Raw genomic sequence first — 23,927 nt, 5'->3', positions numbered from 1 at the left:
GCCGCGATGCAGCCTAACGACCCATCGGCACCACCGGCCAACGACCGCACCCAGTTCATGCCGCGCCCCGGTGGCCGTGGCCCGCAAGCCGGTACGCCGGAGCCGGCCGTGCCGCCGTCGATGCCGGCGCAGCCGTTGCCCGGTGGCCAGGCGCTTGGCCTGAACCCGCTGGAAAGCGCCGCCGGGCCATTGCTGGCGTTGCTGACCCGCTTGCGCAGCACCATTGCCCATCCGGCCCCGGCCAGCCTGCGTGCGCAGTTGCTGGCCTACCTGCGCCAGTTCGAAGAGCGCGCCGAAGCCGCCGGTGTGGCGCGTAACGAAGTGCTGCTGGCCCGTTACGCCCTGTGTACCGCCCTCGATGAAGCCGTACTGAGCACGCCCTGGGGCAGTGGCAGTGACTGGGGCAAGCAGAGTTTGCTGATCACTGTGCACAACGAAGCCTGGGGCGGCGAGAAGGTTTTCCAGTTGCTTGAGCACTGCCTGCAGAGCCCGCGCGAACGCCTGTATCTGCTGGAGTTGCTGTACCTGTGCATGTGCCTGGGCTTCGAAGGCCGCTATCGGGTCATGAACGGCGGTCGTGCCCAGCTTGACGCCTTGCGTGAGCGTACTGCGGCCGCCATTCGCAGCGCCCGTGGCGAGTTCGAGCGCGAGCTGTCGCCGCACTGGCGCGGGGTCAGCGTCACGCGTGATCGACTGTCGCAGTTCATGCCGCCCTGGGTTGGCCTGGCCATTGCCCTGGCGTTGTTACTGGCGCTGCTGTTCGCCCTGCGCTTCATGCTCGCGGCCGACGCCGAACCGGTGTTCAAGAACATTCATGCCCTGGGCGAGATCCCGGTGCAGGCCATCGACCGCCCGGTGACCCAGCCCAAGCCAGTGGAACGCCCGCGCCTGGCGGGTTTCCTGGCCAGCGATATCAAGGCCGGGCGGGTCAGTGTCGAAGACGCCGTCGACCGCTCGGTGGTGACCATCCGCGGCGACGAGTTGTTCGCTTCGGCCAGTACCAGTATCAACGACAGCTTGCAGCCACTGATGCTGCGCATCGCCGACGCCATTGGCCAGGTCAAGGGCCAGGTGCGGATCACCGGCCACAGTGACAACCGGCCAATTGCAACCTTGCGCTTCCCGTCCAACTGGGCGCTGTCCCAGGCCCGTGCCGAGCAGGTTCAGCAGATTCTGGCAGCCAAGACCGGCCAGCCCGCACGCTTTAGCGCGCAGGGCCTGAGCGACACTGAACCACTGGCACCGAACAGCACGGCCGAAGGCCGGGCAAAGAACCGCCGGGTTGAAATCACTGTATTGGCGGAGGGGGTCGAGTGAAGGCGTTTTTCGGTTTTGTCGTTCGCTGGGTGATCCCGCTGCTGGGCTTGATCGCCCTGAGCCTGATCATCTGGTTCATCGGCCCGCTGTGGGACGTGCTGGTCCCGGCGGGGCGCCGCTGGGCCCTGATCGCGCTGCTGTTTGCGGCGTGGATCGGTTATCGCCTGTGGCGCTTCATCCAGGCCCGCCGCCAGGCGGCAGAAGTCATGCGCAGCCTGGCCGCAGAAACCGCCCCGGACCCTGCCAGCGTTGCCACCGCTGAAGAACTGGCCACCCTGCGCCAGCGCATGGACGAGGCCCTGGCACTGCTGAAAAAGGCCCGTCTTGGCGGTGATGAGCGGCGCAATCTGTATGAGCTGCCGTGGTACGTGATCATCGGCCCGCCGGGCTCGGGCAAGACCACCGCACTGGTCAACTCCGGCCTGCATTTTCCGCTCGCGGCGCAGCTTGGCGCCGGGGCGATTCGCGGTGTTGGCGGCACCCGCAACTGCGACTGGTGGTTTACCGACCAGGCTGTGCTGCTGGATACCGCTGGGCGCTACACCACCCAGGACAGCCATGCCCAGGTCGACAAGGCGGCCTGGCTGGGTTTCCTTGACCTGCTGAAGAAGCAGCGCGCGCGCCGGCCGATCGACGGCGCCTTCATCGCCATCAGTCTGTCCGACCTGCTGCTGGGCAGCGACGCGGAACGTGCCGCCCATGCGGCGGCCATTCGCTCGCGTATCCAGGAGCTGTACAGCCAGCTGGGCGTGCGCTTTCCGATCTACCTGATGCTGACCAAGCTCGACCTGGTGCCGGGCTTCATGGAGTTCTTCGACACGCTGAGCAAGGAAGAGCGCGCCCAAGTGTGGGGCATGACCTTTGCCCTGGACGACGACCAGTCGGCCGAAGGGCCGCTGGCGCAGTTCCAGAGCGAGTTTGCCGGCCTTGAGCAGCGCCTCAACGCACGCTTGGTCGAACGCCTGCAGCAGGAGCGGGATCCGGCGCGGCGCGATCTGGTCTACGGCTTTGTCCAGCAGTTCGCCGCCTTGCGTTCGAATCTGCAGAGCTTCCTCGACGGCGTGTTCAAGCCCAATGCCTATGAAGAGCGCGCACTGTTGCGTGGCGTGTACTTCACCAGCGGCACCCAGGAAGGCAGCCCGATCGACCGCCTGATCGGCGCCATGGCCCAAAGCATGGGCCTGGACCGCCAGCACCTGGCGCGCCAGAGCGGCAGCGGGCGCAGCTATTTCATCGAAAAACTGTTCAACGCCGTGGCCTTTGCCGAGCGCGGCCTGGTTGGGGTCAACCCGAAGGTCGAGCGCCGGCGCAAATGGCTGGCCCGTGGCGCACTCGCTGCCAGCATTGCCCTGGTAGTGCTGGTCGGCACCTTGTGGGCGGTGAGCTATCGCGCCAACCAGGCCTACATTGCCCAGGTCGAACACAAGCTCGCGCCCCTGGGGCAAACCTTGCAAACCCTGAGCCCGGCCCAGCGTGATGTGTTGGCAGTGCTGCCGCTGCTCAATGCCGTGCGCCACCTGGCCGAAGATCCGCCCAGCTGGGCCGAGGGCCTGGGGCTGTACCAGGGCGACATGCTTGAGGCCGAATCGGCCAGCGTCTACCGCAAGTTGCTGATTGCCGTGTTCGCCCCGCGCCTGGTCACCCGCATCGAAGAGCAACTGCACAGTGGCGGCGGTTCGGACTTCCTCTACGAAGGCCTCAAGGCTTACCTGATGCTGGCCGATGGCGAGCATTACGACCCGGACTTCATCAAGGCCTGGGTCACCCTCGACTGGGAGCAAAGCCTGCCCCGTGACTTGGCCCCAGAGCAGCGTGCTGCGCTGGGTGAGCACCTGCAGGCGCTGTTTGCAAAACGGCCGCCGAATGCACGCCTGGATGCCAACCTGATCGAAGACTTGCGTCGCCAACTGCAGCAACTGCCGGTGGCCCAGCGCGTCTATGACCGGGTCAAGCGCCAGAAGCTGCCAGACGGCGTCAGCGATTTTCGCCTGAGCGAAGCCGCTGGCCGCGATGCTGCGCTGGTGTTCAGCCGCAAGAGCGGCAAGCCGTTGGGCGAGCCTTTGAGCGGGCTGTTCACCGTCGAGGGGTATCGCAAGGCGTTCCTCGCTACCAGTCTGCAGCACAGCAACACCCTGGCCGAAGAGCGCTGGGTGCTGGGCCGCGAACAAGCCGATGAAGGCGATGTCAGCAGCCTGGCCGCCGATGTGCGCCGCCTGTATTTCGCCGACTACATCCGCCACTGGGACGCGCTGCTGGCCGATATCGACTTCGTGCCGATCACCAGCGTGGCCCAGGCTGCCGATGTATTGCGGGTGATTTCCGGGCCGACTTCGCCGCTGAAAAAACTGCTTGGCGCAGTCGCCAAGGAAACCAACCTGCAACAGCAGGACCCGCTTGCCGCCGCCCAGGCCAAGGCTGGCGAAGCCGGTGTCGATCAGCTCAAGCAACGCCTGGGCAACCTGCTGGGCCAGGATGCACCGGCAGATAGCCGCCAGGCGCAGCAAACTGAAGACCCGGTCACCGCGCACTTTGCCGAACTGGCCAGCCTGGTCAGCAAGGGCGAGGGCGAGCCGGCAGCCATCGACGGCCTGCTCACCGACATGAACGCCTTGTACGTGCAGGTCAGCGCTATGGTCGGTGCCAGCGGCGATGCCTTGCTCGGCGAAGCCAAGAACCAGGCCACTGCCGCCGCCAACCGCGTCAGCCTCACCGCCCAACGCCAGCCGCCGATGGTTCAGGGCCTGGTCAAATCGGTGGTGACTTCGACCACCAACACCATGATGGGCGGCGTGCGCAACCAACTCAACGCCGCTTGGGTCAGCGAGGTGGTCAACGTTTACCGCCAGTCCCTGAGCGGTCGTTACCCGTTGGCGCCGGGCAGCTCGAGGGACGCCACCCTGGATGACTTCGGCCAGTTTTTCGGCGTCGGCGGGGTGATGGACAGCTATTTCCGCAAATACCTGCAGCCGTACGTCGATACCTCGACCAACCCCTGGCGCTGGCAGCCGGGCGCGGCGCAGAAGCTTGGCATCGGCCCTGGCGTGCTGCACACCTTCCAGCGCTCGGCCGCGATTCGGGATGCGTTCTTCCGCTCTGGCGGCCTGCAGCCGACCGTGCGCTTCGAGCTCAAGCCGGTGGCCATGGACGCCTCGATCACCCAGTTCCTGCTTGATCTCGACGGCCAGCAGATCAGCTACGACCATGGCCCCAGCCGCCCGGTAGCGATGCAGTGGCCGAACCCCAACAGCATCGGCGTGGTGCGCCTGTCGATCATGCCGCCGTCTGCCACGGGCCGTTCAGGGTTGACCCTGGAAGGGCCGTGGGCCTGGTTCCGCCTGCTCGACCAGTCGGACCTGGTGGCTGGCAACGGCCCGGATCGTTTCAGCCTGCGCCTGCGCGTCGATGGTGCCAGCGTGTCTTACGAGTTGCGTGCCAATAGCGCCTTCAACCCGTTCAAGAGCCGCGTGCTCAGCGGTTTCAGCCTGCCGGAGCGGCTGTGATGGATGGCGTTGGTTTCTACGGCAAGCTGGCCAGCCGCGGCGACTTTGTCAGCCGTGGCTTGCCGCACAGCTTTATCCAGCCCTGGGACCAGTGGCTGGCGGCGGGGCTGATGGCCAGCCAGCAGCAATTGGCCGAGCACTGGTTGCCGGCCTACCTGGTCAGCCCGCTGTGGCGCTTCGCCCTGGCGCCGGGGGTGTGCGGGCCGCAGGCTGTAGTGGGCGTGCTGATGCCCAGCATCGACAGGGTAGGGCGCTATTTCCCGCTTACCCTGGCCCAGGTTCTGCTGTCGGATGAGTCGCTGGCGGCCGTGGTCAGTGGCCCGGATGACTGGTTCGAGCGTTGTGAGGCGCAGCTGTTGGCAACCCTGGAGCCGCAAGCCACTTTCGAGGCGTTCGATGCGGCGGTGCAGGGCTGTGCCGTACCTCGCCTCAGTGTGGTTTCGAGCCCTGCGGTTGCTGGTTTGCAGCGCTTTGGCGCAGTGACCCCCGAGGCCCGCCAGGCAGCGTTGGCCGAAAGTGCCTGTGCCGGCATGAGCCTGTGGTGGGGGCGGGGATCGGATCGTATCGAGGCGGGATTGTTACGCTGTGCCGGCTTGCCGCGCAGCGAGGATTTCGCCAGTTTTCTTTTGGGCAATGAGGCGGCGCGCTAGATGACGGCATTGCATTACACCGCAGCCAGCTACAGCCATGTCGGCATGGTGCGCAGCATCAACGAAGACGCCTGCCTGGACCTTGGCAGTGAAGGCCTGTGGGCGGTTGCCGATGGCATGGGCGGGCATGCAGCGGGCGATTACGTCAGTTGCCTGATCGTCGATACCTTGCGCCGGTTACCGTCCACGCCGTCCCTGGACGATTACGCGCAGGTGCTGCGCGGGAGGCTGTCGGCGGTCAATGCGGCGGTGCGCGAAGAAAGTGTCCGGCGTGGTGTGGCGATGATGGGCAGCACCCTGGTATTGCTGGCGGTGCGTGGTGATCAGGGCGTCTGCCTGTGGGCCGGCGACAGCCGCCTGTACCGCCTGCGCGATGGGCGCCTGGAAGGTATCTCCCGCGACCACAGTTATGTACAGGAACTGCAGGACAGCGGCCTGCTCAGCGAGGCTGAAGCACGGGTGCATCCGCGGGCCAATATCGTGACCCGGGCAATCGGCGTCGAGCCTGAGCTGGAGCTCGAAAGCGTGCCCCTGCACATCCTCCCCGGCGATACCTACCTGCTGTGCAGCGACGGCGTCAACAAGACCGTCGAAGACCATGAAATTCGCGAAGTGCTGGGCCACAGCGACCCCTATCAGGTGGTACGCAGCCTGGTGCACCTGGGCCTGACCCGGGGCGCCCCCGACAACATTACCGCCGTCGTCATCAAGGCCGGTTGAAGACCAAGCACATGGACAAAGTGATCCCCGGATACGACATCGACGGCGAGATTGGCGAAGGCGCCATGGCCACCGTCTACCTGGCCACCCAGCGCTCGCTGGAGCGCAAGGTGGCATTGAAGGTCATGGCCGCGGCACTGGCCGCCGACCCGACCTTCTGCGAGCGCTTCCTGCGTGAAGGCCGAACCCTGGCGCGGTTGTCGCACCCGCACACGGTGACCATCCACGACATCGGCAATGTCGGCGAGCTGTACTACATGGCCATGGAGTACCTGCCCAACGGTACCCTCAAGGAACGCATTGCCGCCGGGGTAACGCCGGAGCAGGGCCTGTCGTACATCCGCCAGATCGCCTCGGCACTGGGTTACGCCCACGCCCAGGGCCTGGTGCACCGTGACGTCAAACCGGCCAACATTCTGTTTCGCGCCGATGGCACCGCAGTGCTGTCGGACTTCGGCATCGCCAAGTCGCTGGATGACCGGACCCAGTTCACCCAGGCCGGTTTTGCCGTCGGCACCCCGAGCTACATGAGCCCGGAGCAGGCGCGCGGCCAGGAAATCGACGGCCGTGCCGACCTCTACGCCCTGGGCGTGGTGTTCTACGAGATGCTGGTTGGCAAGCTGCCGTACAGCGGCAACGATGCGCTGTCGACGGCGCTGGCGCATTTGACCGAACCGTTGCCGGAGCTGCCGATCGAGCACGGCCGGTATCAGGAGATCCTCCGTGGCTTGCTGGCCAAGGACCCGGCCGAGCGCTACGCCGATGCCGAGACGCTGCTGGCGGCGCTCGATCGCCTGCCAGCGCAAGAAGCTGACAGCACCTTGATCCAGCCGCTGCCAATTACCAGCCCGGTGACGCCTGTAGCGGTGCAGACTCCACAGCTGCCTCCCGCGCCAACACCGGAACCGATCGCCAAGGCATCGCCACCGCCGGCACCGCGCAAGCGTCCGGCGTTGGCCCTGCTCGCCATAGCCGTCGCGGCCGCCCTGGGCCTGGGCGGGGTGGGCTATTGGAGCATGAGTGGCGATGAACAGGTCGTTGAGGCGCCGTCGGTGCAACCCCCCGCGCCGGCGCCGCAGACGCCCGTAGCCGCTAGCAACGACGGTGATCGGCCGCTGCTGATGGCCGGCAAGAAAACCCTGTTCCAGCGTGTGCTGAGCAAGCCTGGCGCCCAGGTCGTCAGCCAGCCGGGCGCCACGCCCAGCGATACCCTGCCGGCCTTTACCGTGCTCTATGTCTACCAGCGCCAGGACGTCAACGGCAGCCCCTGGCTGCAGGTCGGCACCGCCAGTGATGGCCGCCGCGACGGCTGGTTGCCAGCCTCTCAGGTCAGCGACTGGAAGCAGAGCCTGGTACTCAAGTTCACTGAACGCTCGGGGCGCGCGCCAGTGATGTTCCTGCGCCAGGCCGACGAGCTTGAGCGCTTGCTCGGCGATACCTCGGCCGCTCGCAGCGAGCTGCTCAAGGCGCAGAACAACCCGGACGAAGTACCGCAGGTGATGGCCCTGGAACCCAGCGCCAGCGCCGTGCCTCAAGACCAGTTCTACCTGATGCCGATCTTCGAGGCGCGTGAGAGCTTTGACGAAAACGGCCAGCCGCTGCAACTGCTCAATGTCGCCTCCATCGACCCAGGCAGCAGCGCGCGCAGCAGTGAACCCAAGGCCGCCGGCATGGCCACCTCCAGCGATGCCTTCCGTACCGCCGTGGTGCTGGTGGTGGATACGTCGGTGTCGATGCAGCCCTATATCGATCAGGTGCGCCAGGTGGTGCACGAGCTGCATGGACAGATCTCGCGCCGTGGCGAGCTGGATAACGTCAGCTTCGGCCTGGTCGGCTTTCGCAACAACACCACGCGCACACCGGCCCTGGAATATCTGACCAAGACCCTGGTGACCCTGGACCAGGGCCGCGACCCCGAGCGTTTTCTGAAGCTGGCCGAACAGGTCAAGGCCACCAACGTCTCCAGCCACTCGTTCAACGAAGACGCCTTTGCCGGGATCATGCAGGCGGTCGACGGCATGGACTGGTCCGGCTATGGCGGTCGCCTGATCCTGCTGGTCAGCGATGCCGGCTCCTTGCGCAAGAACGACCGCTACAGCAGCACCCAGATGAACGAAGCGGAAGTGCGCCAGGCGGCCCTGAGCAAGCAGATCAAAATCTACGCCTTGCACCTGCGCACCGACGCCGGCAAGAAGAACCACGCCTACGCCGAGCAGCAGTACCGGGTGTTGACTGCCGATGCCAACCCGCAGATCGGCGATCTGTATGTGTCGGTGCCCGGTGGTGATGTGAACAAGTTCGGCGAGCGGGTGCGCGAGATTGGCTCGAGCTTCGCCGACCTGGTTCATCAGGTGCGCAGCAACCAGGCGCAGCCGGTGCCGCTGTTGGCCGCCTCGCCGAGCGTTGCAGATAAATCAGCCGCCATCGGCTATGCCATGCATATGGATTTTCTCGGCCGCAAGAGCGCCAGCCAGGCCCCGCAACTGGTCAGCGCCTGGACCTCGGACCGCGACCTGACCAACCCGGCGCTGCCAACCCTGCAGGTTTGCGTGATGCTTACCAAGCTGCAACTCAACGACCTGCAACAGTCGCTGAAACTGATCGTTGATGCCGCGCGCAAGACCCGCACTTCGCCCAAGGATTTCTTCCAGGAAATCGCCAGCGCCAGTGCTTACATGAGTCGCGACCCGGCCGCCCTGCGCAAGGGCGCCAACCTTGCCGAAGGCGGGGTGCTGGGCGAATACCTGGAGGGCCTGCCATACCGCAGCAAATCCCTGAGCATGACCCAGGACCTGTGGTTGTCGCTCAGCGTTGCCGAACAGGAGGATTTCATCGACGAGCTGGATTCGAAGATCCGCCTGTACGAAACCTTCCACAACGACATGGCCAACTGGGTGCGCTTCGGCAATGCCGAGCCTGGTGACGCCTTGTACCGTGTTCCGTTGTCGACGCTGCCGTGATGATCAGCCTGCACGCGCTGCGTAAAACCCGAGGCCTCGGCACCCAGCGCTACAGCCTGGAGATCGAGCGTCTGGAGCTGCGCGCCGGTCAGCAGCTGGCGCTGGTCGGCCCCAGCGGTTGCGGCAAGAGCACCTTGCTCGACCTGCTGGCGTTGGTGCTGCAGCCGGATCAGGCCGAGCGCTTCGTGTTCAGCACCGACTCGCACACCTACGATGTCCAGCAGCTGTGGCGTGAACAGCGTCAGGACCGGCTGGCGCACCTGCGCCGCCGGCACCTGGGTTATGTGTTGCAAGCGGGCGGCCTGCTGGGCTTTCTCGACGTGCGCAGCAACATCGCTCTGCCTCGTCAGGTGCTTGGCCTGGGCGATGACTGCAGCGTGCAGCGCCTGGCCGAGCAACTGGAGATTGACGACCAGCTCGACAAGAAGCCGACAGCCTTATCGGTCGGCCAACGCCAGCGGGTCAGCTGCGCCCGTGCCCTGGCGCACAACCCCGACCTGCTGCTGGCCGATGAGCCGACGGCGGCCCTTGATCCAATCAATGCCGAACGGGTGTTGCAGCTGTTGCTGCGTCAGGCGCAAGCGCGGCAGGTGGCCTGCCTGATCGCCACCCATGATGAGGCGCTGGCCCGCGATGCCGGCTTGCAGGTGTTGCGCATGAGCTGCCGCCGCGATGCCGACGGTGGCGTGACCGCCACGCTGGAGGGCCAGTCGTAATGCGCCCGATGCTGATCGCCGCCCTGGCTTGGCGGGACTACCGCAACGACGCACGGCTGTCTGCCTGTAGCGTGTTGGCGCTGGTGGCGGTGATTGCGCCGTTGCTGGTGCTGTTCGGCCTGAAGTTCGGCCTGGTCAGCAGCCTGACCGAGCGTTTGCAGCGCGACCCGGCGGTGCGGGAAATCATCCCGTTGGGCGGTGGCCGTTTCAGCGCGGGTTTCGTTGCCGAGTTGGCCGAGCGTCCGGATGTGGCCTTTGCCTTGCCGCGTACCCGGCAAATTGCCGCGACTGCTGATCTGGTGCTGTCTGCCCGCAAGGTGGTGGTGAACGTCGAGATGATCCCGACGGCGCTCCGCGACCCGCTTCTGCAGGGGCTGCAAATCCCCCACGGCATCGACCAGATCGTCCTCAGCCGCACGGCGGCGGAGAAGCTTGGCGCTCAGGTAGGCGACTCGCTTGAGGCGTCGTTCAGCCGCCAGCTGGCCGGGCAGATTCAGGCTCAACGCACTACCTTGAAGGTCTTGGCCGTCTTGCCGATGGAAGCCTTCGAGCGTGACGCCTTGTTCGCCCCGCTGGCGCTGCTGGAAGCTGCCGAAGACTACCGCGATGGCCGCGCCGTACCCGCCTTTGCCTGGGAAGGGGAGACCAAGGCCGGCGAGGCGCAACGGGTCTACCCGGCCTTTCGCCTGTATGCGCGCAACCTCACCGATGTCGAGCCGTTGCGCCGCTTCTTTGCCGACCGCCAATTGCTGGTTTCAACCCAGGCCCCGGCCATTGCCCAGGTGCAGTCGTTGAGCCGCAACCTGACCCTGGTGTTCTGGATCATTGCCGCGCTGGCAGTGGCTGGCGCGTTCGCGGCTATCTGCGCCGGCGCCCTGGCGGCGGTCGAGCGCAAACGCCGTGAGCTGTCGGTGTTGCGCCTGCTCGGTTTCAGTACTTGCGCCTTGCTGGCCTTCGTCGTGCTGCAGGCGCTGTACAGCGGTGTGCTTGCCGCCGTCATTGGCGCTGCGCTGTACGCCTTGGCTGAGAGCGGCCTCAACCAGTTGTTCATGCAGATGCCCGGTGAGTACGCCAGCCATCTGCTCCCGTCGCATTACCTCGTTGCCTTGCTCGCTGTGCTGTTAGCCAGTGCGGCCGCTGCCGCCCTGGGCGGCTGGCGCGTGGCACGAATAGACGCTTGTGAAGGAATTCGAGATGTTTGACCGCCGCTTCCCCGCCCTGGCGCTGATCGTCGCCGCCCTGAGCCTGGTGTCCTGTGCCCAGGCCGAGGACGAGCCCAAGCCTGCCAGCAACAAGCTGGACAACCCCAAGCCGCTGGCTGACGACATCAGCCTGCCGTTGCCGTGCGACGGCGAGATGGTCTTCCGTCATGTCTATGTGCTGGCCCAGGGCAGCCTCGATGACCGGGAAGTGAACCTCGGCTACCCCTTCAGCGAAGGCGAGGCGGGCTACAAACAGTCGTTCATTTCCGGTTATCGCCGCGACTTCATCAACGGTCAGTTCAGCCTGCAGGACCTCTCCGCCGACTGGAAAAAACGCATCGGCCCGAGCTTGCCGAAAACCGACGCCGGCAGCCCGCTGAAACCGATGATGTACTTCATCGGCAAGTACGAAGTCACCGCCCGCCAGTACGCGCAGGTGATGGCCCAGGCCCAGTCGCTGGCCAGCGGCGAGCCGGCGCCGGCCTGTGAGGCGCCGACCGGCATGGCTGCGCGGTTGCCCAAGGTCAAGCTGTCGCGTTTTGAAGCCGAGCGTTTTGCCGCGGTCTACAGCGCCTGGTTGATGAAAAACCACCGCGACCTGCTGCCGGTCAGCGGCCGTGGCAAGAAGGCTGAAGATGGCGGTATCGGCTTTGTGCGCCTGCCGACCGAAGTGGAATGGGAGTTCGCTGCCCGTGGTGGCTCTGCCGTCAGTCGCCAGGAGCTGGAAGGCCGGCTGTTCCCGCGACGCCTTGAAGGCAGCGAAAGCGATGGCCCATTGGCCGACTGGGCGGTGTTCAACCAGGTGGCTGGCGGCACCGGCCAGGCTGCGCGCCTGACCCCGATCGGCACCAAGTTGCCCAACCCGTTGGGGCTGTTCGACGTTGTCGGCAACGCCGCGGAAATGGTCCAGGAGTCGTTCCAGCTGGTGCATGCCGGGCGCCGCCAGGGTGCTTATGGCGGCTTCGTGGTCAAGGGCGGCAACTACTTGGAAGGCGAGGGCACGCTGTTCACCGGCATGCGCCGCGAGTACCCGCTGTTCGGCGCCGATGGCACTGAGCAAAGCAATGAAACTACAGGTTTCCGTGTCGCCATCGGCGCCCTGTCGGCCCCGCGTTCGCGTTATGAGGAACTGTTCGAGCAGTGGCAGAAAGAGGGCCGCCTGGCCTCGCTGACCGATGCCATCGACGACGCCCAGGACCCGACCAAGCGTCTGGACAGCATCATCGCCGCCAGCGCCGACCCGCGCCTGCAAGCGGAGCTTGGCCTGGTCAACGAAGAGCTCAAGCGCAACGTCTCGCTGATCGCCCAGCAGCGCGAAGAAGCCGCCGGCAACCTGATCCAGTCGGCGGCCCTGGTGGCCGAAACCATCAACAACTACAACATCCGCCTGACCAACCTGCAAAAGACCCAGCAGCAGGCCAAGGCTTCCGGTGACGACACCAGCGCCAAGCTGTTCGCCGCCGCGATCAACAACGGCCGCAGCGCCCTCGACGGCGCCGTGGCGATCTACATCGACAACCTTGCCACTGGCACGCGCTACACCGATGCGGTGATCCAGGCGCAGTTCCAGCGGGTCAAGGAAGAACTCAATCGCAAGCCGGTACTGGGCAAGAGCCTGCTCAGCCGCGCGACCCTGTTCGTCCGTCATGTCGGCGACTACCGCCAGCAACGGCGTGCGGACCCGGCGACGATTTTGAAAGAACTGCTCGCATCAGCCGCTCCGCAACCTTGAGCGGCTGTCGGGCGAGCATCGTAGTGACCGGGGCGACATGAGGTTGTTCCGGGCGTGTCTAAACAGAGAGAGAACCTGACCATGCTTTCAACTCGCAAGCCCTTCTTCACTGCTTCCAACGGCCGGGCCGCGCTGCTGCTGGCGGCCGGTTTCAGCACCGTCCTGCTGACTGGCTGCGCCAGCTCGCCGGCGTCCAAGGTCGGTGCGACGACCAAGGTCGAGTACTACCCCAGCTGCTACGAGCCGGTCCAGCACCTGCGCGCCACCGATTCGGACATGACCAAGTCGGTCGCCACCGGTGCCCTGATCGGTGCCGTCGGCGGCGCCCTGACCGGCGCCCTGACCGGCAACTCCGACACCCGTGGCCGTAATGCCGCCATCGGTGCTGCCGGTGGTGCCCTGGTCGGCGGCGCCGCCGGTTACTACACCGAGCGCCAGAAGCAGATCAGCGATGACAACCAGCGCATCGGCTCCTACGCCACCGACATCAACAAGAGCGCGGCCGACATGGACCGCAGCACCGCTTACGCCAAAGCCTCCCAGGCTTGCTACCAGCGTGAGTTCAGCAACCTGATGGACGGCCGCAAAGCCAACAAGATCAGCGACAGCGAAGGCCGCAAGCGCCTGGCGGAAATCATCGCCGGCCTGCAGGAGTCGAACAACCTGATCACCGCGGTCAACGGCCGTCTGGGTGAGAACCTCAACAACTACACCCAGGCCTACGAGCAAGACCTCAAGCAGGTCGGCGTACAGCGTAACGACGTCGTGGTGGTTGCCGAAGCCGAAGCGCCAGTGCTGGCCACCGGCAACGCCAAGAAAACCACCACCGCCAAAACCAAGACCAAAGCCCCGGCCCAGGCGAAGAAAAAGCTGCCAGAGGTGCCGAAGGAAGCCGTTGCCACCGAAAAGACCCTGCAGGACGCCAACGCCAAGAAGGCTGAAAGCCAGAAGGTTGCCAGCGCCGGCCAGAGCCAGGTCAACAGCATGTGCAAAAACCCTGACATGGGTGACTGGGCGCCAGTGCCTTGCCCTAACGTGTAAGGCCTGAGCAGCAGCGTCGCCCGGCCCGGCAGTAACAGGCCGGGCGGCCTGCTGTGCCGTTTCAAGGAAGACCGTAGATGAGTGAGTTGCTCAGCCGACTGGATAGCAATCCGTCGCAGTTTTTCGCCAGGCAGCGCATCGAAAGCCGCATCAACCTGCCGAAACTCTTCGCTGCCATTGATGCCGACCCGGGCATCGTCGGTGCGGGGGTGGTGTATATCGATGCAGATTACAACGTGGTTACCCTGCGTGAGTTTCAGCCGATTTGCAGTGTGTTGCCCAAGCGGGTGATTTTGCGTGAGGCCCCGAAGTACCAGGCTCCTGCGCAATTCATGCACCAGTTGCAGAACAATCCACGTGAGTCACGGGTGGTCAAGGAGGCGGTCAACACCACCTTGTCTTGTACCGGAGCGGTTCTTGGCTGGATTGTTTTGTTCAGTGGTTCGATAGCCGTGCCATTTACCGGCGGCACGAGTCTGGCATTGAGTTACGTGGGCGGTGCGGCGGCACTCGCCAGCTCCGGTCAATGCATTGTTGGGATCGCCAGAACCTATAACGAGATCAACAACCCATCCGACAACGACGAAATGGACCAGAACGTCTGGTTTCAAGCAGTCATGCCGGTTCTGGATGCTGTCTCATTGCTTGGCGTAGGTGCTTCCGGTCTGAACACGGTGAAGTACCTGCAAGTGCGCAAGGCCGCCACTGGCAGCAGTTGGTATGAGCTGACCAAGACCTTGAGTCGGCAACAACGCAAGTCACTGACCAAAGAATTGTTGTTGATCAAACACCCGTCACTCACGGCCAAGCAGTTGAAACTCAAACAAAGCGCGGGCGAGCTGGTCAAGCGCTACACCCCTACCGAGTTCAAGCACGCGACACAGACCCTGATCAAGGATTCGCTCGGTGCCGCCACGGGTCTTGCGGGTAGCAATACCGTGCAGACAATCGCGGTGGGCTTGTATGAGGAGCTGGCGGAATGAATCAAAATTCCAAACTGAAAGATTTTCTAGCCCGCTTTTTCCCGACGTTCCTTTGCACTTACTTCCTCTCCTGTCTTGCCGTAGGGTGCACGCTTTCGCTGGTCTGGAGCACTTATCTGCTTAGCGCTGATATTCGCTCATTTCTGATTACTACAGCGATTGTCACTGTCATCGTTACTGGCGGGCACATCGCCGTTGTCAGAGGGCGTCCCTGGGGTTTGTGGGTGGTGGTTGGCGTATTTCTGGCTTGCCTGTTCATCGTCTTGCCCACGTATGGCTACCGGCCTCATCCGTTCTCCTACACGACGGGTATTTTGTTCCCGCTGCTTGGACTCCTTGTTCTCAATAGCAAGCGCTACCGCGAAATGCGCATCTGCCTGTTCGAGATCCGCGAAGAGCGCACCCGGGATCGTAAAGCACGTGCGGCCAAAGCCCGCCGTTGAGCGCGCAGCCAAACAACGTCAACGAGCAAAGGCTTGAGCCTCACGCAACCGACAAAACCATTGACCCTGGTTAATATTTGCTCAATTTCCACCCCCTAGACTGAGGCCTCTGTACCCTCAAAGGGGGAAATCGCATGACCATTATCGTCACCGGCGCCGCCGGTTTTATCGGTAGCAACCTGGTCCAGGCCCTCAATCAGCGCGGCGAAACCGACATCATCGCGGTCGATGACTTGAGCGATGGCGACAAGTTTCGCAACCTGGCTGACGGCGAAATCGCCGACTACCTGGACAAGGACGATTTTCTTCAGCGTTTTGGTCGTGGCCAGTTCGGCAAGGTACGCGCCGTGCTGCACCAGGGCGCTTGCTCCAGCACCGTCGAAGGCGACGGGCGCTTCATGATGGACAACAACTACCGCTACAGCCGCGACCTGCTCGACGCCGCCCAAGGCCTGCAGGTGCCGTTGCTGTATGCCTCGTCGGCAGCGGTGTATGGCGCCGGGCGCGACTTTCGTGAACAGCGTGAATGCGAGCGGCCCTTGAACGTTTACGGCTACTCGAAGTTTCTCTTCGACCAGCGCGTGCGTCGGCAACTGGCCCAAGCACGCAGCCAGATCGTCGGCCTGCGTTACTTCAACGTCTACGGCCCCCACGAACAGCACAAAGGCGCCATGGCCTCGGTGGCCTTGCACTGCTTCAAGCAGTATCAGGCCGACGGCAAGGTCAGCCTGTTCGGCAGCTATGGCGACTACCCCAGCGGCGCTCACCTGCGCGATTTCGTGGCGGTCGAGGATGTGGTCAGGGTCAACCTGTTCTTCCTCGACCGGCCGCAGGTGAGTGGCCTCTTCAACGTCGGCAGCGGCCGCGCCCAGCCATTCAATGACGTGGCACTGGCGGTGATCAACCGCCTGCGCGAGCAGCAGGACCAGCCGCCGCTGTCGCTGGAGATGGCCCTGCTGGAAGGCATTCTTGAATACAGCGAATTCCCCGAGCACCTGCGCGGCAAGTACCAGTGTTACACCTGCGCCGACCTTGAGCGCTTGCGCAGCGTTGGCTATCAGCAGCCAACGCTGACGGTGGAGCAGGGGGTGGCGCGTTACTGCGACTGGTTGCAGCGCGCACCGTAGTCAGTGCTGGCGCAAGGTCTTCAGGTCGCCCTTGCCCGAGGTCTCGCACAGGTACTCCTGCAGTGAGTCATCCAGCGCGTTCAGCCATAGCCGCTGGCTGCGGCAGCTTGATGCGCCCGAGCATGTAGTCGCGGGCGAACCAGGCCTGGGCGTCGAACAGGTTGAAGCTGTACCAGAGGTCCTGCATGCCGAGGTAGATCAGCTGCGGGTTCTGCTCCCAGACAACCCCTTGGTACAGCCCTGCCGGCCACAGGCGGTTGCTGGTCTTGAGCGTCAGCTCGTCGGGCAGGAACGGGAAGTGATGCTGGTAGCCGGTGCAGAGGATGATCGCATCCACGCGCTTGCTCGAACCGTCGGCAAAGAACGCCATCTCGCCCTCGACCCGCAGCAACTGCGGGCGCTCCTCCCAGCCCTTGGGCCATTTGTAGCCCATGGGCTGGGTGCGGTAGGCGCTGGTGATCGAGCGCGCGCCGTACTTGAAGCACTGCGAACCGATGTCCTCGGCCGAATAGCTGCTGCCGACGAAATCGAACACCTGCTCGATGCCCTGGCCGATGCTGTAGTCATAGGCACTGACAGTGAAGGTGCGGCTAGCCTGGTCAAAACGCACCGCTTTGACGGCGGTATTAAAGCGAATGTAATCGCGCACTCCGGCCTTTTTCACCCGGCCCTGAATGTAGTCCCAGAGCACCTCGCGCGGCGGATAAGACGAAATCGGCCGACCGAAATGCTCATCGAAACTGTAGTCGGCGAACTCCAGGCATTCCTTCGGCCCGTTCGACCACAGGTAGCGATACATACTGCCGTGCTCATCCAGGCCGGTGCGCCAGGTGTAGTTCCACATCCCGCCCCAGTCGGCCTGCTTCTCGAAACAGACCACCTCGGGCATCTCGGCACCCTGGGCATGAGCGGATTGGAAGGCACGCAGCTGCGCCAGGCCGGACGGGCCCGCGCCAATAATGGCAACACGAATAGTCATAAGATTTCCTGACAGAAAACACTGAAAAAATGCAAAGCGTCTCCAGCCCTGAACGGCAGAACCGAGGGCGAGGGGAAGCGGAAACTTCAGGTGTCAGCTGGCAGGTGGAGGGACAGGGCGCTTGCGCTTGTGCGCGAGCAGGACGTCGCGAGGTGGAATCGACAAGGTGTGGAACAGCGTCGACAGGGGGGAGCTGGTCAGCGAAGGGCTAGCGACAGCGTTGGGCCCGTAAGGCTTGCCGAACAGCGCGGCAAACGGGCCTGAAGGGCGAAAGATACGTGTGGTCTCGTACATGGCGGGCTGATTCTGCCTCTTGTGGTTATGGATGCCTTTTTAGCTATAACGGATGGGGAGGGGATTACAACCACCTGCAAGCGGTCGGCAAGCTGCTGGAGGTGCTTGCTCGTCGAGCTGCTTTCGGTCACTGTACAGACTAATGTCATTACAGTGGGGCCAAAGCCATGGCGTCTATCAACGTTCGTATCGACGACGATCTTAAAGCCCGTGCCTACCGTGAGCTCGAAAAGCTCGGCGTTACGCCTTCCGAACTGATGCGCCAGGCTTTGCAGTACGTCGCAGAGCGGGGCCAGCTGCCGTTCAAGCCGGTGCTGTTGACGGAGGATGACGAGGCTTTGCTCGCAACAGTACGCGAGCGGTTGGCTGCACCACAGCGAGTTAAGGTCGCTCTGGATGACCTATAGCCTTGAGTTCGATGCAAGGGCACTGAAGGAATGGCACAAGCTCGGCGACACCATACGTGCCCAGTTCAAGAAGAAGCTGGCGGCTGTCTTGCTGGAGCCGCGAATCGAGGCCAATCGCCTTCGCAGTCTGCAGGATTGCTACAAAATAAAGCTACGCAGCAGCGGCTATCGCTTGGTTTACCAAGTGATAGCTCAGGAGGTTGTGGTGTTCGTGGTGGCAGTGGACAAGCGGGAGCGTGAGCAGGTGTACCGCAAGGCGTCTGAGCGATTGGCAGACTGAGCGAACCAGCTCATATGGATACAAAAAAGGCCGTCTCTGCATCCTCAGAGGGGGACATGGCATCGACACTATCGTCACCGGCGCAACTGCCGGCATAAGCTTGCTGTCAGTGCAAAAGATCGCGAGTTACCGCCACCTGATTATGTACTCGTGTGTTTCCCGCCTTGCCATTTCGGCATGGTGAACGTTAGGCTTCCCCGGTCGCTGCAAAATCAGCGATCGGGTTTGGTCGCCCGTACATACAGTAGTCGCATAGATGCCTTTTTCCCGTTGCTGAGATCATCCTCGGCGATGATGTGTTATGGCAGCTGTGCGCGGGAGGGCTATGCCCTGCCGGGTGCCTACTGTCCCGGTCGACCAACCTGCGTACAGCTGTCACCCTTTGTTTGGTCGCAGATGGTGACGGCTCCACTACGGTAGGAGCGTCACAATGACAAAAAAGATAGTTCCAGATCCCCCTCAATCCCTCCTTGGCAAGACTGCCGCAACCCCCTTCGGCTCCTGTGGTGCCGGACATCCACCGTTATTCTCTGTGCGTGATGGAATCGAGGCTGAAGACGCTTTGGTTCACGTTTCACTCTTGCTACAAGGCATCTATGACACCGCTCAGCAGGCATGCGAGCACATCGATGGCCTGCCCAAGAAGGGCCTGCTCTGGTCAACCCTGCATTCGGCTGAAATGGCCAAGGGGTTGGTGGATGCCGTGCTGGATGGGCTCGAGAGTAAAGCGCTGAGGCGCAAAGGATTGGGAAAGCCTGTCTGATCTAGTCGACGATGCGAAAGGTTTGTCTTCTCGCGTGGGCTGCTTGGCAGCCCATCGTCCACGAGTGTTGCTGATCATTTTTTTGTGAAATTCGGGCCATGCTTTGCCCGAGATCTCAGGTACCAAAGCAGTGTCAGCACGCTCGGCCAAAACAAAGTATTCAGCACATCATGAAGGCTCGCCTGCCACCGCCAGTAGCCAAGGCTATGCAGGTCATCCCACCCGTCGACTATCTCGCCCATGCAGGCCAGGGCTAATACACAAGACCAGGCCAGATAAGGTTTTGGTTGCTTGCTGATGGCTGCAAGGGCGACGAACACCACCATACCGAAGTAGATATGCAGCGCGTCTTTCGAAAGACCGGTAACCGAGACGATGGCCAGCTTGATGGCTTGTGCGGTTGAGGTTTCCATACCAATGATTTTCCTCCCTCTGGTGGCTGAGAGGATAGTTTGGATCATCCCGCGATATACATGTGGGAGCGGGACTTGCCCGCGATCGAGCGCGCAGCGGTCGTAATCCAGACGCCGCAAACAAAAAAGGCCCACCTTGCTGTGAGCCTCTTTTTTACTGCAGGGCACCAGGAGTCGAATAGAGTAATAAGTAATTGAATTTAAATAGTTTAATACGTTAAGTAAAATTCTCTATCCCTAAAACTACCTTTATGGTCCTAATTCGCTTGTATAGGCGGGCTTTAGTGTGTTAGTGCCTCATAAATCATGAGGGGAGGTGGTACTAAAAAGCTTCTAGTCAGAGCTAGGCATTGGCTGAAATTGCTTTACGATCGTGAACTGTAGAGCAAAAAAATTGGCTGCGTACATACTGACCGCAGCCAACCTTTACTTGAGAAGGCTATGTGTGTGTGCAAAATTAATTGCTCAAGACTCTGTGTAAACGCAATTTCTTGCCCCATCGTCCCGTGTTGAGTGGCACTCGCTCAAGCTCTTAGATTCTACTTCGGTTAATAAGTGAATTTCAAGCCTTTTTTGTCGATAGCTCTCTGAAGATTTATTTGGCTGTCCCAGTTGGTGAACCAGGTTTTTGATAATGACTTTAGGAAGTCATTAATTTTGTTTTTGTTGGGGATGTCATACTGATCTAGAACAAGTTGAAGAAATTTTTTCTTGAGTTTTTCAGTGATATATGGGCACGACATGCAGTCTAGTAGCAAATGGATCGTGTTCGACTCAATTGCACGGCGGTCAAGAGAAATAGTGACTTCAATTTTTTCTAGAAGTTCTTCTTTAAGAGTATTGTATATGGGGTTGGACTTAATGTAATGCAAAAAAGTAATGATTTCGAAGTAGCAAGTGTTATGGGTAGAGCTTATTTTTTCATATAAAGACTTTAGCTTTTGAGGAGGGAGTAGATATTCGTGATCCAACGTGGATAGTAGCGTTAAGATATTTAGTGATTCAACCTTGCAGTCATCTTTTTCGTCGTAAATCATTAGGTCCAAAAATAAAATACTTTCATCGAGTATCTTTTTCTTTATGTTGTTTTCGTGATCATAAGAAAGGTGTTTAGAAATATCAAGGCAAATCGAGGATATTTGAATAACTAGATATGTAACTCTAACTCTAGGTGTCATGGAAAGAATGAAGAAGCAGAGTTCAAGTAATATGTATATTAAGTTAAAAATACTTTCTCGATCAGTATTGCCTGCGAAAGCTATATTTCTAAGTTTGCTAATTTTTTTGCAGATTCGACTTAAGGCAATGCCTGCGACGCCAGAGTAATCAGTGACATTGGAGAAAAGTATTTGTTTGAATTCTTGAATTAAGCGATTGGCTTTTTTTGATGGCGAACCTTTGCAAACTACATCACATGTTGCCTCGTCTGTATTTACTATATGCTGATCAATAAAATCATTGATGAATTTCCTGGTTTCGCTTTTTGCAATAGTGAGTGAGGTCATGAATGGCGTAGTGTGAAGGCTAGTTTTGCTTTCATTGATGTGTAGCTTGTATAACTCTAGATTTTCTTTGAATTTCTTGAATATCTTCCTGCAGGTTTCTTCTTTTTTTGAAAATACAAAATAATCATCGACATATCTTTTGACGGTATAGTCGCGCCCCAAGATCAAGTCGTCTTTCGATAGATCTGATATGGTTTCTATATCAATGCGCTGCAGTATTATTTCAGAAAATATTCTTGAGGTTTCGGGGCCGATAATGATGCCGTTAGTTTCTCCATGGTTGGAGTTTCTAATTATTTCATCAAATTTATTTTCAAACGATATTCCGTTATGGTTTTCTTTGGCAAACCCCTTGCTCTTGACCGCCCATGCTACCGAGTGAGTGTAAATAGAGTCGAAGCATTTTGAAATATCAAAGCGCATCAGGAAATTGAATTTCTTTTCGATCCTATGGTATTCGTAGGATTCGTAAAATTTATAAAGAAAATTGTATTTGTTGTAGGAAAAATAAGAGCTTGCATGAGGGGTGTTTAAGTTGTCAGATCCGTCGTTTATCTCCTTGGCTTCTGGGTTGATGTCAGCGCTACTATATTTACTATCAATATCATAGAAAAAACCTGCTATTTTTACAGGCGCTCTGAGAGAGATTTTGCTCCTCGAGCACAGAGACGTAATTAGTACGTCGTAGTCTTTGTAGAATTCTATATAGTCAAGCTGTGATGTTGGGTGCGGCAGACTGAGGCTGCGAGCTCCTAGTGTGTCTTTTTTAATTTTGTAGGGAAGTGGGATTTTCCAAGTATTGCTCCTTATGGAAATGAGAAGGTTTTGTGTGTGTGTATCCCCATTTTTTATGTGTTCATAAAATCCTTCGTTATTGAAAATGACAGGAACTTCATATGGTGCGGTCTCAGTTAATAGAACCCTATTGAAATCTCCCTTGTTGATCCTGGATTTAGGCATTTTTCCAGCACTCCTTTATAGTACTCAGCTTTTCTTCGCTAACTTTATAGGTGATTTTATTTTTGAATCCGGAACGGAATGAAAGTCTCCCTAGCTGAGAGCGTTCCGCGTTGGATAGAGATTTTGATAGCGCTCTCCCCAATGAGCCTCTCTTGCTGTGTATCGATTTTCTTAGGAAGTTTGTGAGATCCAGTAGTGCCGGATCGTCCGCGCTTAAAAGTGGATAGTTATAAAATATTCCGCTTCGAATTTTAAAATCACCTTTAATGCTGAACTCACAGTTCCCTGTTAGGAAGTGAATTCTATCCTTCAGCAATTGGTAGTTCGGTTTTTTGCAATGATCAAGTAGCGCTAGTATTGTTCTTGTCTTGATGCGGTTTACTTTTCTTTCTGCTAGGGTTACGGTTATTTTTTTGGGTTTTTTTCGATCTTCTTTTTTTGAGTTTTTCGGGATATCAGAAAAAGTAAAATTATATCCGAGGTAATCTAGCGTAATATTTTTTGGTGCGTCAGGCTCGCAAGTGCAAGATGCTCTGCATTTACAGTTGTTACTGCATTCGCAATTTAGCAGGCACCTACAAATAATAGGGTGATATTTGCTCTTTTTCTTGTGGGTATTAAGTCCTGTTGGAAGGGAGTTTTTAATTACTCGCTCGCTTCCATTTATTATGTTTTTGTATGCAAATATGATTATGTCGTCTACGTATCTAGCGTAATAGTAGACTCCGCTGAGGCTTCTGATGGCACCGTCGAAATCGCGCATATATATTTCTGTTAGCGTAGAACTTATGTTTAGTCCTCGGGGGATATGGTCAGGGATTGAAGGGTCTCTCAGAATTGCCTTGACTATTTTTTTTGAAGTGGGTGATAGGAGTGTTTCTTCGAAAATTGGTTCAAGTACGGCGTCAAGCTTTATGCTTTCATAAAAGCTTTTAATGTCTAATCTTATTATGTGTATTGGGTTTATTTCTTGGAGTAGTGTGTATACTTGTTTGGTTATTTCTCTGCGGTTAGACTGCTTTGCGCCATAAATGCGTTTTAGATTATCGTTAAGTTTTCTTAGGATTAAAATTTCTTTTATGCTTTTGGTGCGGACTATTGTTTTGTTTTTTATTTGAGTAGTGCTAATGCTTTCAAACTTAAAATCTTGACTGTCCACCTTATAACTCAGATCGGTCAGAATTTTCTGTTCGCTTTCAAAGGAGTTCTGCTTCTTTAATTTCCGCTGATCGCGCCTGCTATGGAGGAATTTTTTAAGGTTGTCCGGTGAAAAGTTCTGATTCAGCATAGGCTTCTCTTTTACCAATCTGGCATGCGATGATAGTCGCTGAAATGTTGAAGGGGGTTGTCGAGAGTTCAGTTTTTCATGTTTCTATTCTGCTAAATAATACGCTATATGGCACTGAATTTAATGAAGTGCTAGTTTGACATCGATTTTTATGTGAGCTAGCAATTTGTTTCATTTTTGGTTTGCCTGGGCGCATCGGATGAAGCATATTTAAATATGGATCAAAGCACAATGCCATCATGGTCTAACCTACCTGCCAAAGCAATTTGAGCTTACGCGGTGTAGAGCTAACCGTACTAAGTCCGCCGGAGCACATTTTTATATCCGAAAGCTTCAGTCGACCACTCGTCGTTTTTGATTGAAGTCTTGGCAAATCTCCCATTTGCACTACATATAAGTGTCGCCGTCGCTCAGTGGCGCTCTTCTGTCAACCTCCCCACGTCATCCCGCCAAGAATGCTGAGTGCTATCAGGGTTCAAGGCCCCTGCGACCTGTGGGGATGTCCTCTAATGCGGGACTGGCGACTCCTGACGACCGGGAGCGAGGGCATCTCATGATCTGGCCTCCTGTGCACCGATACCGATGGGCGGGTGGAGGCTGCACTGGCTGACGAGACCAGTGCCGCAAGATCCTGAACCGGGTGAAAG

18 protein-coding genes and 1 pseudogene are annotated in these 23,927 nt (G+C 59.1%); 15 read left to right on the top strand and 4 right to left on the bottom strand.

Annotated elements, in window-relative coordinates:
* Positions 1 to 6: 6 nt before the first annotated feature.
* From BV82_RS25345 to rfaD, 12 genes are all read left to right on the top strand, one after another.
* Entirely contained in the window at positions 7 to 1,317 is a 1,311-nt protein-coding gene (locus BV82_RS25345; protein WP_010221282.1) for a DotU family type VI secretion system protein, read from the top strand.
* The gene (gene tssM, locus BV82_RS25340; RefSeq protein ID WP_010221283.1) at positions 1,314 to 4,817 is read left to right on the top strand and encodes a type VI secretion system membrane subunit TssM; all 3,504 of its coding nucleotides are present in this window, start codon (positions 1,314 to 1,316) and stop codon (positions 4,815 to 4,817) included. The genes BV82_RS25345 and tssM overlap by 4 nt, the downstream gene beginning before the upstream one ends.
* Positions 4,817 to 5,467 (top strand): type VI secretion system-associated protein TagF, encoded by a 651-nt coding sequence (tagF, locus tag BV82_RS25335; RefSeq protein WP_036994984.1) that lies wholly within the window; start codon positions 4,817 to 4,819, stop codon positions 5,465 to 5,467. Before tssM ends, tagF begins: the two co-directional genes overlap by 1 nt.
* Positions 5,468 to 6,187, top strand: a complete 720-nt coding sequence (locus tag BV82_RS25330) for a PP2C family protein-serine/threonine phosphatase (protein ID WP_010221285.1) — start codon at positions 5,468 to 5,470, stop codon at positions 6,185 to 6,187. It abuts the gene before it with no gap.
* Positions 6,188 to 6,198: 11 nt separating this feature from the next.
* Positions 6,199 to 9,147 carry a serine/threonine-protein kinase gene (locus BV82_RS25325; protein WP_036994985.1) on the top strand — a complete coding sequence of 983 codons (2,949 nt, stop codon included), beginning with the start codon at positions 6,199 to 6,201 and terminating at the stop codon, positions 9,145 to 9,147.
* On the top strand, positions 9,147 to 9,863 hold the full coding sequence (locus tag BV82_RS25320; RefSeq protein WP_036994986.1) for an ABC transporter ATP-binding protein: 717 nt from the start codon (positions 9,147 to 9,149) through the stop codon (positions 9,861 to 9,863). Before BV82_RS25325 ends, BV82_RS25320 begins: the two co-directional genes overlap by 1 nt.
* Positions 9,863 to 11,065 carry an FtsX-like permease family protein gene (locus BV82_RS25315; protein WP_036994987.1) on the top strand — a complete coding sequence of 401 codons (1,203 nt, stop codon included), beginning with the start codon at positions 9,863 to 9,865 and terminating at the stop codon, positions 11,063 to 11,065. Before BV82_RS25320 ends, BV82_RS25315 begins: the two co-directional genes overlap by 1 nt.
* Entirely contained in the window at positions 11,058 to 12,797 is a 1,740-nt protein-coding gene (locus tag BV82_RS25310) for a formylglycine-generating enzyme family protein (RefSeq protein ID WP_051636749.1), read from the top strand. Before BV82_RS25315 ends, BV82_RS25310 begins: the two co-directional genes overlap by 8 nt.
* Before the next feature lie 81 nt (positions 12,798 to 12,878).
* Entirely contained in the window at positions 12,879 to 13,838 is a 960-nt protein-coding gene (gene tagQ / locus BV82_RS25305) for a type VI secretion system-associated lipoprotein TagQ (protein ID WP_036994988.1), read from the top strand.
* Positions 13,839 to 13,915: 77 nt separating this feature from the next.
* The gene (locus BV82_RS25300; RefSeq protein ID WP_010221291.1) at positions 13,916 to 14,821 is read left to right on the top strand and encodes an Ssp4 family T6SS effector; all 906 of its coding nucleotides are present in this window, start codon (positions 13,916 to 13,918) and stop codon (positions 14,819 to 14,821) included.
* Positions 14,818 to 15,264: a hypothetical protein gene (locus BV82_RS25295; RefSeq protein ID WP_036994989.1), complete on the top strand. Its 447-nt coding sequence runs from the start codon at positions 14,818 to 14,820 to the stop codon at positions 15,262 to 15,264. The genes BV82_RS25300 and BV82_RS25295 overlap by 4 nt, the downstream gene beginning before the upstream one ends.
* A 134-nt stretch (positions 15,265 to 15,398) precedes the next feature.
* Positions 15,399 to 16,391 (top strand): ADP-glyceromanno-heptose 6-epimerase, encoded by a 993-nt coding sequence (rfaD, locus tag BV82_RS25290; protein ID WP_036994990.1) that lies wholly within the window; start codon positions 15,399 to 15,401, stop codon positions 16,389 to 16,391.
* A gap of 85 nt (positions 16,392 to 16,476) precedes the next feature.
* On the opposite strand, the pseudogene BV82_RS25285 reads toward rfaD, so the two are convergent.
* Positions 16,477 to 17,370 (bottom strand): annotated as a pseudogene (locus BV82_RS25285) (flavin-containing monooxygenase); the annotation flags it as partial.
* A gap of 461 nt (positions 17,371 to 17,831) precedes the next feature.
* Here BV82_RS25285 and BV82_RS25280 point away from each other — a divergent pair.
* The 3 genes from BV82_RS25280 (at position 17,832) to BV82_RS25270 (ending at position 19,114) form a co-directional block, all read left to right on the top strand.
* A complete protein-coding gene (locus BV82_RS25280; protein WP_036994992.1) occupies positions 17,832 to 18,071 on the top strand; it encodes a type II toxin-antitoxin system RelB/DinJ family antitoxin in 240 nt (79 codons plus the stop codon).
* Complete coding sequence (locus BV82_RS25275) at positions 18,061 to 18,351, top strand: type II toxin-antitoxin system RelE family toxin (RefSeq protein ID WP_036994993.1); 291 nt, start codon at positions 18,061 to 18,063, stop codon at positions 18,349 to 18,351. Before BV82_RS25280 ends, BV82_RS25275 begins: the two co-directional genes overlap by 11 nt.
* Positions 18,352 to 18,781: 430 nt before the next feature.
* The gene (locus BV82_RS25270) at positions 18,782 to 19,114 is read left to right on the top strand and encodes a DUF3077 domain-containing protein (protein ID WP_036994994.1); all 333 of its coding nucleotides are present in this window, start codon (positions 18,782 to 18,784) and stop codon (positions 19,112 to 19,114) included.
* A 74-nt stretch (positions 19,115 to 19,188) separates the two neighbouring features.
* On the opposite strand, the gene BV82_RS25265 is transcribed toward BV82_RS25270, so the two are convergent.
* The 3 genes from BV82_RS25265 to drt3a form a co-directional block, all read right to left on the bottom strand.
* On the bottom strand, positions 19,189 to 19,527 hold the full coding sequence (locus BV82_RS25265; RefSeq protein WP_036995077.1) for a hypothetical protein: 339 nt from the start codon (positions 19,525 to 19,527) through the stop codon (positions 19,189 to 19,191).
* Between the two features lie 548 nt (positions 19,528 to 20,075).
* Entirely contained in the window at positions 20,076 to 21,992 is a 1,917-nt protein-coding gene (gene drt3b, locus BV82_RS25260) for an antiviral reverse transcriptase Drt3b (protein ID WP_036994996.1), read from the bottom strand.
* Positions 21,985 to 23,280, bottom strand: a complete 1,296-nt coding sequence (gene drt3a, locus BV82_RS25255) for an antiviral reverse transcriptase Drt3a (protein ID WP_081839646.1) — start codon at positions 23,278 to 23,280, stop codon at positions 21,985 to 21,987. Before drt3a ends, drt3b begins: the two co-directional genes overlap by 8 nt.
* Positions 23,281 to 23,927: the final 647 nt, after the last annotated feature.

It is taken from the genome of Pseudomonas donghuensis, from assembly GCF_000696345.2.
Lineage (GTDB): Bacteria > Pseudomonadota > Gammaproteobacteria > Pseudomonadales > Pseudomonadaceae > Aquipseudomonas > Aquipseudomonas donghuensis.
The sequence above is the reverse complement of the archived record's forward strand: the minus strand, read 5'-3'. Positions and strand labels throughout refer to the sequence as shown.